The sequence below is a fragment of the Lawsonibacter sp. genome (assembly GCF_022777125.1).
GTDB classification, from domain to species: domain Bacteria; phylum Bacillota; class Clostridia; order Oscillospirales; family Oscillospiraceae; genus Lawsonibacter_A; species Lawsonibacter_A hominis.
The window spans coordinates 17,310-30,645 of sequence record NZ_JALFGV010000021.1; the positions used below are offsets into that span (position 1 = coordinate 17,310).

At 54.5% G+C, this 13,336-nt stretch carries 12 protein-coding genes; 10 read left to right on the forward strand and 2 right to left on the reverse strand.

Features of this window, described 5'->3' with window-relative positions; all coding sequences use genetic code 11:
• Positions 1 to 6: 6 nt before the first annotated feature.
• The 3 genes from MR825_RS02000 to lysS all read left to right on the forward strand — a co-directional run bounded on the left by MR825_RS02000 (position 7) and on the right by lysS (position 2,859).
• Complete coding sequence (locus MR825_RS02000) at positions 7 to 717, forward strand: hypothetical protein (RefSeq protein ID WP_287878471.1); 711 nt, start codon at positions 7 to 9, stop codon at positions 715 to 717.
• 145 nt (positions 718 to 862) lie between these two features.
• Complete coding sequence (gene greA, locus MR825_RS02005; RefSeq protein WP_186906192.1) at positions 863 to 1,336, forward strand: transcription elongation factor GreA; 474 nt, start codon at positions 863 to 865, stop codon at positions 1,334 to 1,336.
• Between the two features lie 17 nt (positions 1,337 to 1,353).
• Positions 1,354 to 2,859 carry a lysine--tRNA ligase gene (gene lysS / locus MR825_RS02010; protein ID WP_186906191.1) on the forward strand — a complete coding sequence of 502 codons (1,506 nt, stop codon included), beginning with the start codon at positions 1,354 to 1,356 and terminating at the stop codon, positions 2,857 to 2,859.
• Between the two features lie 167 nt (positions 2,860 to 3,026).
• Here lysS and MR825_RS02015 read toward each other — a convergent pair whose 3' ends face one another.
• Both MR825_RS02015 and MR825_RS02020 read right to left on the reverse strand, forming a co-directional pair.
• Positions 3,027 to 4,256, reverse strand: coding sequence for a site-specific integrase (locus MR825_RS02015; protein ID WP_287878475.1), 1,230 nt, complete (start codon positions 4,254 to 4,256; stop codon positions 3,027 to 3,029).
• A 57-nt stretch (positions 4,257 to 4,313) separates the two neighbouring features.
• Positions 4,314 to 4,514: a hypothetical protein gene (locus MR825_RS02020; RefSeq protein ID WP_007713156.1), complete on the reverse strand. Its 201-nt coding sequence runs from the start codon at positions 4,512 to 4,514 to the stop codon at positions 4,314 to 4,316.
• 821 nt (positions 4,515 to 5,335) lie between these two features.
• Here MR825_RS02020 and MR825_RS02025 point away from each other — a divergent pair.
• From MR825_RS02025 to MR825_RS02055, 7 genes are all read left to right on the forward strand, one after another.
• Complete coding sequence (locus MR825_RS02025) at positions 5,336 to 6,499, forward strand: YqaJ viral recombinase family nuclease (protein ID WP_353845855.1); 1,164 nt, start codon at positions 5,336 to 5,338, stop codon at positions 6,497 to 6,499.
• 16 nt (positions 6,500 to 6,515) lie between these two features.
• On the forward strand, positions 6,516 to 8,789 hold the full coding sequence (gene recD2 / locus MR825_RS02030; RefSeq protein WP_287878482.1) for an SF1B family DNA helicase RecD2: 2,274 nt from the start codon (positions 6,516 to 6,518) through the stop codon (positions 8,787 to 8,789).
• A gap of 69 nt (positions 8,790 to 8,858) precedes the next feature.
• Entirely contained in the window at positions 8,859 to 9,854 is a 996-nt protein-coding gene (locus MR825_RS02035; protein ID WP_287878484.1) for a hypothetical protein, read from the forward strand.
• 38 nt (positions 9,855 to 9,892) lie between these two features.
• Positions 9,893 to 11,671: a YodL domain-containing protein gene (locus tag MR825_RS02040; protein WP_287878486.1), complete on the forward strand. Its 1,779-nt coding sequence runs from the start codon at positions 9,893 to 9,895 to the stop codon at positions 11,669 to 11,671.
• A complete protein-coding gene (locus MR825_RS02045) occupies positions 11,668 to 11,931 on the forward strand; it encodes a hypothetical protein (protein WP_245185003.1) in 264 nt (87 codons plus the stop codon). The genes MR825_RS02040 and MR825_RS02045 overlap by 4 nt, the downstream gene beginning before the upstream one ends.
• Before the next feature lie 72 nt (positions 11,932 to 12,003).
• Positions 12,004 to 12,966, forward strand: coding sequence for a Cas9 inhibitor AcrIIA9 family protein (locus tag MR825_RS02050; protein ID WP_287878494.1), 963 nt, complete (start codon positions 12,004 to 12,006; stop codon positions 12,964 to 12,966).
• A gap of 11 nt (positions 12,967 to 12,977) precedes the next feature.
• Positions 12,978 to 13,336: DUF7666 domain-containing protein (locus tag MR825_RS02055; protein ID WP_287878497.1), on the forward strand; the 359-nt coding region annotated here is incomplete at its 3' end.

Genomic DNA, 13,336 nt, shown 5'->3' on the forward strand with positions numbered 1-13,336 from the left:
TGGGGAATGGTGGGCTGGCTGGTGCGGGAGGACAGGCGGGGGCGCCGGCCGGTACTGGAACGGACGCAGCTGGCGGGCATGACCGTGCTGCGGGCGGGGGTACCCGCACCGGACGCGCTGGCACAGCGGAAGCTGGAGCGCCGGCTGGAACGTGCGGCCGAGCTGCTGTGCCGGGCGGGGGTGCGGCGGGTGCTGGCGCAGGAGGGATTTGCGGGCTGGCCGCTGCTGGAGGCGGCGGGGCTGCAGCGCGTGAGCGCCGCGGCCCTGTGTCAGGCCCTGGCCGCGCCCTTGGCCCTGGCCGCGCTGAAGCGGCAGGGGATCGCCCCCGGGCAGGCGGCGGTGTCTCTGGCGGGGACGCGGGTCAACCGGCCCCTGTTCCAGGCGGCCGAACAGCTGTGCCGGCATGTGCGTACCCTGATCGTCGACGCTCCGGCGGGGGGAAGGGAGCTGGCGGGATACCTGCGCTGCACCTACGGCGCGCCGGTGGTGGAGCCGGAGGCGGGGGTGACGCCCCACGCCGTGCTCTGCTTTGCCCCGGCGGCGGATGTCCGCGGTGCGCTGAAGCTCTTTGGGGCGGTCCCGGACCTGGGCGCGCTGGCGCTTGGCCCTCCCCCCGGGCTGGAATGCCGGACGGCGGAAGGGCTGCCGCTGCTGGCGCTTTTGTGGGAGGAGGGACGTCTGGATCTTGCGAATATACAAATTTTAGAAGCAAATTGACTTGACAGGATGGGGGAAACTACATATAATATCGTATTAATGTGAGAAACCATATCCTTTCAGCATTTTGCAGGTCGGCAGGAGACCTGTTTCTGCCAAAGAGAATCAGACGGAAAGCATAACAGGAAAGGTGTGCGCGAACAACATGGCGAAGGAATTCAAACTGAGCGCTGAGCGCTTGGAGGAGCTCAAAAAGGAGCTCGTTTATCTGAAGACGGTCCGCGAGAAAGAGGTGGCCGACCAGATCAAGGAGGCGCGCTCCTTCGGCGATTTGAGCGAGAACAGCGAGTACGACGAGGCGAAAAACGAGCAGGGCAAACTCTACTCCCGCATCGCGGAGGTGGAGAATATCCTGCAGAACTGCGTGGTCATCGAAGAGCACGAGCAGGATCCCAACGCGGTCCGTCTGGGCTCCAGCATCAAGGTGCTGGACCTGGAGTTCAACGAAGAGGAGCGCTATCAGGTGGTGGGTTCTCAGGAGGCCGACCCCATGAACGGCCGCATCTCCGAGGACTCCCCGTTTGGACGGGCTCTGCTGGGGCGGGCCGTGGGCGACGAGGTCTACGTGGAAGCGCCGGCCGGTTTATTAAGGTATCAGATCTTAGAGATTCAAAAGTAAAGTAAGGAGCAGCTACCATGTCTACTGAAGAGAGAAACGTCAACGAGCCCATGGAAGAAACCCTGTCTGAACTGCGCCAGATCCGCCGTTCCAAGCTCAAGGAGCTGCAGGACGCGGGGCAGGACCCCTTCCAGATCACCAAGTACAACGTGACCCACCGCTCCGCCGACATCAAGGCCGGTTTTGAGGCCCTGGAGGGCAAAACGGTCTCCGTGGCCGGGCGCATCATGTCCAAGCGGGGCATGGGCAAGGCGGTTTTCTGTGATCTTCAGGACGTCAAAGGCCGCATCCAGCTCTATGTGCGCATCGACGAGCTGGGGGAGGAGGCCTTTGCCAAGTTCAAGAAGACCGACATCGGTGATATCGTCGGCGTGGAGGGCGAAGTGTTCCAGACCAAGCGGGGCGAGATCTCCGTGAAGGCCCGCCGGGTGACGCTGCTCTCCAAGTCCCTGCTGCCCCTGCCGGAGAAGTTCCACGGCCTGACCGACAAGGAGACCCGTTACCGTCAGCGCTATGTGGACCTGATCATGAACGAGGACGTGCGCCGCGCCTTCCAGATCCGCACCGCCTTTATCAAGCATGTGCGCGCCTATCTGGACGCGCGCAGCTACCTGGAGGTGGAGACCCCGGTCCTCAATACCATTTCCGGCGGCGCCACCGCCCGGCCTTTCATCACCCATCACAATACGCTGGATATCGACATGTATATGCGCATCGCCACAGAGCTGCACCTCAAGCGCCTGGTGGTGGGCGGCTTTGAGCGGGTGTACGAGATCGGCCGCATCTTCCGCAACGAGGGCATGGACCCCAAGCACAATCCGGAATTCACCACCATCGAGCTCTACGAGGCCTATGCCGACTTCCATGATATGATGGACATTGCCGAGGGCGTTCTGTCCACCGCCGCCAAGGATATCCTGGGCGGCTACAACGTCCGTTGGCTGGGCGAGGAGATCGACCTGACGCCCGGCTGGAAGCGGCTGACCATGATCGACGCCGTTCGGGACTATGTGGGCGTGGACTTCGACGCCGTCTCGGATGACGAGCAGGCCTGCAAAGCCGTGGAAGCCGCGGGCGTCGACCTGGAAGGCTGCGAGCGCACCTGGGGCACCGCTTTGTATGAGGCGTTCGACCAGCGGGTGGAGGAGAAGCTGATCCAGCCCACCTTCATCACCATGTATCCGGTGGAGGTCTCCCCCCTGACCAAGCGCTCTCCCAAGGACCCCCGCCTGACGGAGCGCTTTGAGCTGTTCATCAACCACTGTGAGTTTGCAAACGCCTTCTCCGAGCTCAACGATCCCATTGACCAGCGGGGCCGCTTCGAGCACGAGATCGCCCTGCGCGACGCGGGCAACGACGAGGCCGGCATGATGGACGAGGATTTCATCACCGCCCTGGAGTATGGTCTGCCTCCCACGGGCGGCATGGGCATCGGCATTGACCGCTGCGTCATGATGCTGACCAATTCCGACTCCATCCGGGACGTAATCCTGTTCCCCACGATGAAGCCATTGGACAAGTAAAGCACAATATGTAGTGTCTGACGGAAACGGACAACACAAGATGAAGCAAAAGGGGCTTGCGACTACAACTTTTTTACAACTTTTGCTTGAAACCAGACGACACCAGACGGGCCAAAATGAAGGGCAAATCCGCGTTCGAGATGCGGATTTGCCCTTTTTTGTAATTTTCACATCAGCACCAAATTGCCTTTGATCACTTCTGCTTTTTCCTTCATGTTTTCCTGCGTGATATGGGTGTAGATGTCCATGGTGGTGGAGAAATCAGCATGTCCCATCACTTGCTGGATGAACTTAATGTCATTTGTGCTCTCGCAAAGTCTGGTGCAGAAGGTGTGCCGTAAATTATGTACGCTGAAATGAGGCAATAGATCCGGCTCACGGTCTTCCAATTCTGCTTGGTCCATTTCTTCGGCGTTGTAGGCGATGGAGATGCGCTCAATGGCCCGGTTGATGTTGTGGGCACTGAGAAAGTAACCAGAGCGGTTTCGGAAGAGGAAACCATGATAGCCGTTCATCACGAGATCCTCCGGGTACAAGGCGTCCATCACTTCAATCAGCGCACGGAGCTGTTCGGCAACCTCCGGATACAGGATGGGAATAGTGCGAGTACCGCTTGCCGTTTTGGGAGTGGTAATGTGAAAGCCTGCTTTCCCATCAATGACCCGATAAATCAAGTTGTGATTCACGGAGATAGTGTTGTTCTCCAGATCCACATCGTTTTTGGTTAACCCAGTACACTCTCCCACACGCAGTCCCGTACCAAGCAGCACGACCATGACGGGCAGCCAGTGACTATACATTGGCGATTTGGAAATGAAGCGCAGGAAGTTCTTCTGCTGCTCCTTGGTCAACGCAATCCTTGTTTTTGCAGGCTTTCCGCTTCCATCGGATTTTAGAGAACGGTAAACACCCTTGCTGGGGTTCTTTCGGATATAGTCATCATCGACTGCCAATTCAAGTGCGGGATGAACCAGATTATTGATGCTTTCCAGCGAGTTGATTGCAAAGCCCTTTTTCAAAAGCTTAGTGTAAAATGTCAGGATATCGCTTTTACGAATATTGGGCAGAGGAGTGTTAGCAAACGGCTCGTCCTTAATATAACTGCTCCAAAGGTATTCGTAATTTGCCCGCGTGGAAGCCTTCAACTGGAGTTTCGTATCCATGAGAACTTTGAACATGTCATTTAGGGTGATTTTCATGGCCTCTTGGGTACGAACGCCGTCATCGGCATCTTTCGTGAGTTGCTTTTCTTTTGCGCGAAGAGCGGCTAAGTCAGTATCGTAAATGTACTTTTTCTTTTTCCCCAGCATATAGACAAACATATAGCTGCCGTCTGAACGCTGGGTTTCGCCTGGCCGGAGATTGCGGCCCTTGTTGTCTTTTCTAATTTTGGGCATAAATTGATACCTCCCGATGGTTGGTGTGCTGTTGCGCCCCTGGTGGGCAGGATTCTGTCAGCATGAGATCTCGTAAAGATATTCCTTTACGCGCTGAACGCTCCAGAGGACACGAGAATTCATGGTGATGCGAGCATGGGCAAGGTCGCCGATCTGAACGGCAGTGTGCCGCCCGCAGTCGAGCAGCTTGCAGAGCGATTCCGTATCTACCGCCAAGCACTGCTCAGGCGAAAGGTCATTGGGTTTTCTTTTCTCCATAATTGCCCTCCTTTATTTGCAATTACATATATCCTCTACTGTTTGTAGGGAAAGGTTTTCAACAAAAACAATGAAGTCATTTAAATTCATCGGGAAGTATCAGGTCTCTTCCAAAGGCCATTTCCTGCGCCGGGCTTTTCCGCCGCGTATTGTCAGGGCCTGCTATGCAGTATTTCAGCCATGGGCGTGCTCCATGCAGTCATCACACACTATCCACAACCCCTGTATCACACCAAAGGAAAAGATTATAGGGTCTGTCAAGGTACAAAAGGAGCACAGACAGGCGTTGGAGCCACACGCCATATCTATACGCTTTATATATAGGGACGGAACGGGTTGAATTCTGCAAATTCTCATTTTTTATTCTCAGACAGATACAAAGAAATAATTAAAACACTATATATAGATAACAACACTTGACTAACACTATATATTGTGCTAAACTTGATTCGTAATTGATTTTTGTGCGCCTCCCGTATGGGATACAGACCTAAGTTCTGTACCGCAGGCCAAAGGCCCGCATTGCACACGCAGTTAAGATTGTACTTGTGCCAGTAGTATTACTGCGCCCGTATGGGTCGGTATATTACTGGCTTTTTTCTATTTTCAGGGAATGCCCATTCCCTATTGGCGAGGATGACTTTGGTTCACAGGTTGCTGTGGACAGCAGGCGTATGCCGTAGTCACCCTCGCTTATTTTTTTGCCCAAATGCCGGAAGCGGCTTTGAGGATATATCAAAAATCAGAAAGGCAGGTATACAAATGAACACGAAAATGCCGAACCATGACATCATGGTGAAAGAGAAAAAATCGAACGAGAGTTGGAGGAAGTTCAAGAAACTGCAGCAGCCTATCAAGAGGCAGTGCCCGGTGATGAAGGCGCACGTCGTTCCTCGCCCGACGAGGAGGGGGTGCTGAGTATGCCGGATAGCTGTGCGGCATTGAAGGAAACGCATCAACCACGGGTATTGGTCGAGACCGCAGACTTATCCGAAAAGGAATGGCTCGCTTATCGGCGAAAAGGAATTGGTGGCAGTGATGTGGCTGCGCTGCTGGGTATATCACCCTGGCGGACGGCCCGTGACCTGTACTACGACAAGCTGAATATTGCAGCGGTTGAGGACAACGAAGAAAACTGGGTTGCTTTGGAAATGGGGCATCTGCTGGAGCCGCTAGTGGCGAAAATTTTCCAGCACCGGACCGGCTACAAGATCTATCAGGTCAAGAAGATGTTCCAGCACCCCAAGTATCCCTGGATGCTGGCGGATGTGGACTACTTTGTGGAACTTCCGGATGGTACGACCGCAATTCTGGAAATCAAAACCACAAACTACAATGCCAAGGATCACTGGTGGCTGAATGGGGAAGAAACTGTTCCGGTCTACTACGAAACCCAGGGGCGCCATTACATGGCCGTCATGGATGTGAATCGCTGCTTCTTCTGCTGTCTGTACGGCAACAACGAGGAAGAAACCATCATTCGTGAGATTCGCCGCGACGAGGCTTATGAGGATGAGATGATTTTCTTGGAACAACATTTCTGGGAGAACCATGTCCTTGCCAAAACACCGCCGCCCTATACCGAGGAGGGCGATCTTGTAATTGAAAGCGTGCGCCGGCATACGGGCCCTGCGGATAAGGACGCCCCTGTGGTGACCTTTGATTATTCTCTGACTGCCAAGCTGATGCGGTATCTCCAGCTCCAAGAAGAAAAGAAACGTGCTGAAAAGAACAGCAAGGAAATCGATGCGGATATGCAGCGGCTGAAGGGAGCACTGATTGCCGAAATGGGCAAGAGCTGCAAAGCCATTTGCCAGCAGGACGGCATAAATTATACGGTCACCTACAATCCGGTGCGGAAGCCTAACATCGACAAGGACAATCTGATCCGATTGAAACTGGATCATCCTGATATCTACGAGCAGTATGTCACGATCTCGGAGTTTCGCCGGTTCAGTGTGAAAGCTGATACCAAGGCGGCTTAAAGGAGGGAAAAAAGAAGTGATCCATAAAGGAACTTATGACGGGACGATTTATCACAACCCGGCAAATCGGTTCTGCATTATCAGTGTGAAGACTGCTGACAAAGAGGTGCCGCTGGAGGCCCGTTCTACCCGCCGCTACAGAGACCATCTGATCCGCTTTGTGGCGACCGGCTATGAACTGCCCCGCACGGATGCGGTGGAGCTGGAACTGGACGGTGAATGGAAGCAGGGCAAGTATGGTATGCAGCTTCAGGTGGAGCAGTGGCGCGAGATCGTCCCTCGCACCAAAAGCGGTGTGGAGGGGTATCTGGCATCGGGCCTTATCAAAGGAATCGGGCCTGCGACCGCCGCGCTGATTGTATCCCGATTTGGAGAGGACACGCTGGACATTCTGCAGAAGCAGCCGGAACGGCTTTTGGAAATCAAGGGTATCACGGAAAGCAAGCTGGAGGAGATTAAGACCTCCTATGCGGAGAGCCGGATGCTGCAGGATCTTTTGGTTCTGCTCTCCCCGTTTAAGATCACGCCGAAAACGGCGCTCAAGATCTATCAGTATTTCGGGCCGGCCAGTGTGGACATCTTGAAAAAGAGTCCGTTTGAACTGTGCCAGATATCTGGATTCGGCTTTTTGCGTGTAGATGCCATTGTTCAGAAGAACGGCGGTGACCTCCATGACCCCATGCGGGTCAAAGGAGCACTGTTCTGGGCGCTGGAAGATGGCAAAGGCTCCAAAGGGCACCTGTTCTTGCCCGGGGAAACCCTGCAGAAAGAGGCACTTCGGCTGCTCAACAACAAGATTCCTGTGCCGGCACTTCGCCTTCAGGCGCAGGAAGTCGCAGATGTGCTGCAGGACATGATTCTCAAAGGAGAAGTGGTGTCGGTCAAGGATAACATCTATCTGCCCCGGGTGTTTGCACAGGAGGACGAGACCGCCCGCCGCATTGCTATGCGGTTGGTGGAGCCGTCGGAACCGGAGCGGATCGAGCGGGTACTGGAACGGGTCAAGCGTGAGATGGGCGTGGTGTTGTCTTCCAAACAGGAGGCTGCCGTCTATGCGGCGTACCGCCACAATCTTTCCATTATCACAGGCTCTCCCGGTACCGGAAAAACAACGGTTCTGAAAACGATCCTGGAGGTATATCGCCGGCTGCACCCTGACGGCCAAATCGTCTTAATGGCGCCGACGGGCAGAGCCAGCCGCCGTATGGCAGAGAGCACCGGCTTTGATATGGCCCGGACACTTCACAGTGGTTTGGGTCTCGGCAGCGAAGAGGACGATGTCAACCGAACGAAACAGCAGGAGCCGTTGTCGGCTGATCTGATCATCGTGGACGAGTTTTCCATGGTAGATATGTGGCTGGCAGATAAATTCTTCTCTCGTATCAAGGACGGGGCACGAATCGTGCTTGTAGGCGACCCGGACCAGCTTCCCAGCGTGGGAGCCGGAAATGTGTTCCGTGAGTTGATTGACTGCAAGTTGGTGCCTGTCACTGTGCTGGATCAGATTTTTCGCCAGTCCAAAGACAGCCTGATAGCCTACAATGCCAAGTTTATCAACGAGGGCAATACCAAGCTGTACTATGGGCCGGATTTCATGTTCATGGCGAGCGATAACCAGGCGGATGCCGCCGAGCGGATTATCTCCCGTTATTGCAGAGAGATTGAGGAAAGCGGCATCGACCGGGTGCAGATTCTGTCGCCCTTCCGCTCAGAAGGTGCGGCATCAGCGGAACAGCTCAACGAGGCCATCCGTGAAGTGGTCAACCCGTTTCGCTCCGCCGAAGACGAGATCAAAATCGGCGTCAAAGTTTTCCGGGTCAATGACCGTATTATGCAGACCAAGAACACCGCAAAGGTGTCCAATGGTGATCTGGGCTTTATCCGTTATATCAAAGACGGTGAGAACGGAAAGCGTGTGGGCCTCGATTTTGGAGTTGGCCGAGAACTGGAATACAGCGTAGAGGATATGGTCAATCTGGACCTTGCCTATGCCACCACCATCCATAAGTCTATGGGTTCTGAGTATGAAACGGTTATCATGCCGCTTTTGAAAGCGCATAGCATCATGCTCTACCGCAACCTGCTCTATACCGGAATCACCCGTGCTAAAAAGCGTGTGGTGCTGATTGGACAGAAGCAGGTGCTGTTCATGGCGATTCACCGCAACGAGATCAGCAAGCGAAATACGCTGCTGGGCGCACGCATTGGCATGTATTTTAAGGCCTATGCCAGACGCGCCGGCATCCCGCTCCCGAACGAAGCGGAAAAAGAATTGAAATACGCAGGTTAAAAAGGGACGTAAAGTGCAGAAAAAGCACAGTGCGTCTCCTATTTTATTTAACAGGAAGGGGTTTGCAAAATGAACGAAAGCAGCAATGCCAAAACCATGTATGAGGCCGTACCCGCCGTAGCAGAGTTGAACAAGGTGCCGGGCTTTGACCCGCTCAAGTTCCTCCGCCGCACCAAGGACAGTATGAGGTTGGATCTGCCCTATCAGAAGCTGTGGTTCCGCATGGCCCATCCCAACGGGCGTATGCGCGTGACGGCGCTGCGGATCACCGAGCAGATGGCGATTTTCGAGGCCCGTGTGTTCTTGGATCGCAGCGATGCTGAGCCTTTCAGCATGAGCGTGGCCCAACAGCAGCTTCAGGACAACCGGAACTTTATCCGAGGCGCCCAGAATGAGGCTTTGAGCCAGGCGCTCACGGATGCCGGCTTCGGTATTCAACTCATCAGCGCCGACGCACAGGCCACCGCCGAGAAAAAGACAGCTGCGACTACTCCTGTTCAGGCGGAGCGCACGGAACCGCGGCAGGTGCCTGCCAGCGCCCCTCAGAAGCCTGCTACGCCCTCTGTGGGGGAATTCCCGGCCAACGACCTTAAAACCCAGCAGAGGACGCCTGTGGCCCCGGAAACGGCTGTGACGGCTCCGCCTGTGGAGCTGGTAGAACAGCGGCTGCCGGTGGAGCCTGTTAAGGCGGAGAAAGTGGTGCCCACGGATACTGTGATGGCTGCTGCTGAGCCGGGAGCCGTGGAGCAGACGGATGAACTGTCGCTGCCCACCCAAAAGGCTGAGATGCGAATCGAACCCAAGGGCAACGATGCACCTGCGCAGGACGAGGCTCCGACCTACACGCAGAATACTCCTGTGGAAGAGCTTCTGCAGGTGATGACGCTGGAACAGGCCAGACAGGTCGTTGTGGATGATGGCATCTGCCGTGGCATGACGATCGCGCAGGTGGCGGAGAAACGCCCGGTCAATCTGCGCTTTTATCTCATTCCGGGCAAGAGCAAGAACAACCTGGTGCGCGCTGCCGCCCAGCTGGTGCTCGATTCTCTTCAGAAGGCTGGCTGATATGAACCCCAGCGAGGGTACAAAGGGAGGAATGACAGATGGGCTCATACCCGGATGAATTTCCGTTCAATATCATGGATGTCGTGGAACTGCTGCACCTGCGTATCAGGCGCCAGCAGTCAAATAGTGTCTATGTGGATTGCCCGTTCTGTGGCGATCGCCGGGGAAAGATGAATGTCAATTTCGTCAAAAATGTGTGGCGCTGCAATTACTGCGGCGAGCATGGCGGAATGCTTGGGCTGTATGCACGGCTCAACAATACGACGACCTCGGACGCTTACTGGGAAATAGCAGAAGCTTTGTGCGACAACTGCCATGAAGAACATATACGCCCCGGGAATGAAGCTCCTAAGCTGGTGGTCAGCACCGGGTCCTCGCTTTCGGGGGCCCGGGCTGACGCCGGCCGTCATTCTACTTCCGAGCGAAAAACTGTACCGCAGTCGGAGAAAGCGAGCCCTGCGGAGATCCATCAGACGCTATCCCTGCTGTTGGCCCAGCTTACACTGCGGCCAGCTCATAGGGAGCACCTTCGTTCACCCAAGCGTGGGCTGTCTGATGAACAAATTGAATCGCTGGGCTTTAAGAGCACCCCGCCGCCCTTTTTGTGCCGCTCTATTACGGCGCGTCTGATACAGATGGGCTGTAAGGTGGAAGGTGTCCCAGGGTTCTACCGCGATGACTGCGGCTACTGGACCATGGCCTTTTATAAAAAAACATCTGGAATCTTGATTCCAGCCGTTGGTTTTGACGGCAGATTACAGGGGTTTCAAATCATGCTGGATGTGCCGCTGAAGGACAAAGATGACCCGCCGGAAAAAGCTGGCGCCAAATACATCTGGTTTTCTTCTTCTTCCAAGAGAGACGGCGCTTCATCGGGAAGCCCGGTACACCTGGTTGGTGATCCGTCTGCCCGTGTGGTGTATGTCATTGAGGGGTTGCTGAAAGCCGACATATCCCACTGTTTGACTGGACGCACCTTTGCTGCGATTGCCGGAGCCAATAACACAAGTCCACTGGAACCGTTATTTGCCCTTCTGGCGCAGAGCGGTACAGAGGAGATCATAGAAGCCCACGATATGGACAAGTACAATAACCAAATGACCATGGCGGGAGCCTCAAAAATCTATCTGACAGCCCGAAAGTACGGAATGAATTGCAGGCGGCTGACATGGAATCCCAACTATAAGGGGTTTGACGATTGGCAGCTTGCCTTGCGCCGGGAAAATCAGCGAAGAAAGGAGTTGGAAAAAAAGACATTCAAAGAACAGTACCTCAATGGCTGGTGTGAGCTGGCGCATATTGAGGACTGCACCGAGCAATGGCAGCACCTGGCAGAGAGGAGTATCAGTTTAACCGAATATTTGGGTCTGACCCGGGAAGAGCATGAAGATTTTCTGCGCCATGGCAGGAAGGCGCTTGGCGTCCTTCTGGAACCCCAGCGCAGGAAACAGCGATTTGTGCTCTATCAGCTGGAACTGGACGAGCAGAGAGCGATTCCGTTTGCTTTCAAGGATATGGAAGCGGTAAGAAAGGCCGGCTATGAGCAGCCGCCTGCGGCTCAATATCGCATGGTCTGGACGGGAGAAGTCTATTGTCCGACCGAGCAAAGTGATGCCGAGGTATTGAAACGCCTGTTTTCAGAACTCAGTGTGGGGTTGCCGGAAGACTGCAACGGACGGCCAATGTCTCTTTCTGATGTTGTGGAACTAGAGTATCCCATGAAACGAATTTACTACTATGTGAACGGAGATACACAGTTTCAACAGGTGAAATTTTCTCCAATGCTCGCCAAAAAGAAGGGTTCGGGAGGAGCATGAGCAGATTGATGGTTGTTGTAAAAGGAACGAAGAAGGGACAGTTGGAGGCGCTTTTGGAGCAATGCGTTCAGCTGGATGCGGATGTGCGCCCCAGCATGGAACAGGGATATTTCACGGTGACAGTTCCGCCGCCCTGGAATATTTCGGCACAGATGGTGGCGCAGGCAGTACAGGAACAAATCAAAGAATGGGCGGAGCAGTACCCCAATGTGGTCTGCTACTGCTTTGACAGCTTCAGCACTTTGCTCTATGTGCTGTGATACTGGTAACGATGGCATGGAATGGGCTTTGGCCCGTCCATGCCGTTTTTTGTTTACAGAAAGGAGTTCACTATGGGATATTTTTCAGAGATGTCGCTGGATATACAGGAGGGACGCAAACCGTCGGCTACTGCACTCACGGGCGAAAATGCCTTTGAGGAAGAGGAAAGCTTTGACGAGCTGCCGGTACCTCCGGTCAGCCGTTCGTCCGTCCAGTCCGAGGACGAAGCGGCACCCCAGCCTGATCCTGATGCGGCGTCCGCCGTTTCCGCTGAGATGGTGGAAGCGCCAAAGGATAACCCCGTGGAAGAGAATTGCGGATGTGACGATGTGGATGACAACAAAACGGATATGCCCGCCGGAAATGGCGCGTCCAAGGATACCGATGAAGAAAAGCGTCGTGCCGAGCATGAGGCTGCCGAAGCAAAACGCAAGGCTGAATGGGAGGCCAAGCAGGCGGAGAAAAAGCGGGCCCTGCAGGAGCAGATGGATCGCCTTGCCGCCATGAGCGATGATGAAGTGGTATCCGCCTCCATGCAACGTGTCAGTAAGGATGTGGAAAAGCTGACCCGTCGAAACATGAAGGAGTGTGTTTCGGAGTATATCCAGACGCTCTGCCTGGATGATCCGGCTTTTGCCCGGCTCACCATGCACCCGAAGAAAACCATGATCCATTGCTTCCAGTACATCAGCCGGAAGGCGTGGGACTATGTTCAGGACGAACTCAAGGCCAGTGGTATCCAGCCCGGACAGGGTGGCCAAGGCTACGGCTGCGATATTCCGGACGATTTGTGCTACCAGTGGGCGGAAGATTATTTCCGCGACCCGGATGCCAAGGAGGACCAGGAGCAGGAGGAAAAGTTTGTGTCGAAGCCCTATATTGGCAAGACTACCGGAAATACCGGCAAGAAAAAGAAAGCGGAAAAGAAGCCCACCGAAAAGAAAAAGCCGGAACCAAAGCCGGCGCCGGAAAAGAAGCCTTCTACTGATGGCCAGATGTCTATGCTGGATTTCAGCATGGAAAAAGCTGGTTAAGGAGGTAGCGTATGATCGCGTACAAAGGGTTTCATCCTGGCATGGTTTGTATCGGCTATCAGTTCCAGATGGGATTGAACGTAACCCAAGAAGCCAACTGCCGCAAAAACGGTTTCCACTGTGCGGAAGACCCTCTGGACTGTCTGAGTTATTACAGTGATGTGGATCACTCGGAATACTATATCGTCAACGCCGGCGGCGACATTGATGAAGACGAATTCGACTCAAAGATTTCCTGTACTGAATTGACGGTTCTTAGGCGGCTGACCAAGGAAGAACTTTTCACCCTTGGTCTTGCGTTTATGGCCGATCATCCGAAACGGAAATGGAACAGCCATGTGAAGAAGGACAAAGATGTGGCATGTTGTGG

Excerpts from the sequence above, each read along its gene's own strand:
- MR825_RS02000 (WP_287878471.1), top strand. The coding sequence starts at position 7 with ATGGTGGGCTGGCTGGTGCGGGAGGACAGGCGGGGGCGCCGGCCGGTA.
- greA (WP_186906192.1), top strand. The coding sequence starts at position 863 with ATGGCGAAGGAATTCAAACTGAGCGCTGAGCGCTTGGAGGAGCTCAAA.
- lysS (WP_186906191.1), top strand. The coding sequence starts at position 1,354 with ATGTCTACTGAAGAGAGAAACGTCAACGAGCCCATGGAAGAAACCCTG.
- MR825_RS02015 (WP_287878475.1), bottom strand. The coding sequence starts at position 4,256 with ATGCCCAAAATTAGAAAAGACAACAAGGGCCGCAATCTCCGGCCAGGC.
- MR825_RS02020 (WP_007713156.1), bottom strand. The coding sequence starts at position 4,514 with ATGGAGAAAAGAAAACCCAATGACCTTTCGCCTGAGCAGTGCTTGGCG.
- MR825_RS02035 (WP_287878484.1), top strand. The coding sequence starts at position 8,859 with ATGAACGAAAGCAGCAATGCCAAAACCATGTATGAGGCCGTACCCGCC.
- MR825_RS02040 (WP_287878486.1), top strand. The coding sequence starts at position 9,893 with ATGGGCTCATACCCGGATGAATTTCCGTTCAATATCATGGATGTCGTG.
- MR825_RS02045 (WP_245185003.1), top strand. The coding sequence starts at position 11,668 with ATGAGCAGATTGATGGTTGTTGTAAAAGGAACGAAGAAGGGACAGTTG.
- MR825_RS02050 (WP_287878494.1), top strand. The coding sequence starts at position 12,004 with ATGGGATATTTTTCAGAGATGTCGCTGGATATACAGGAGGGACGCAAA.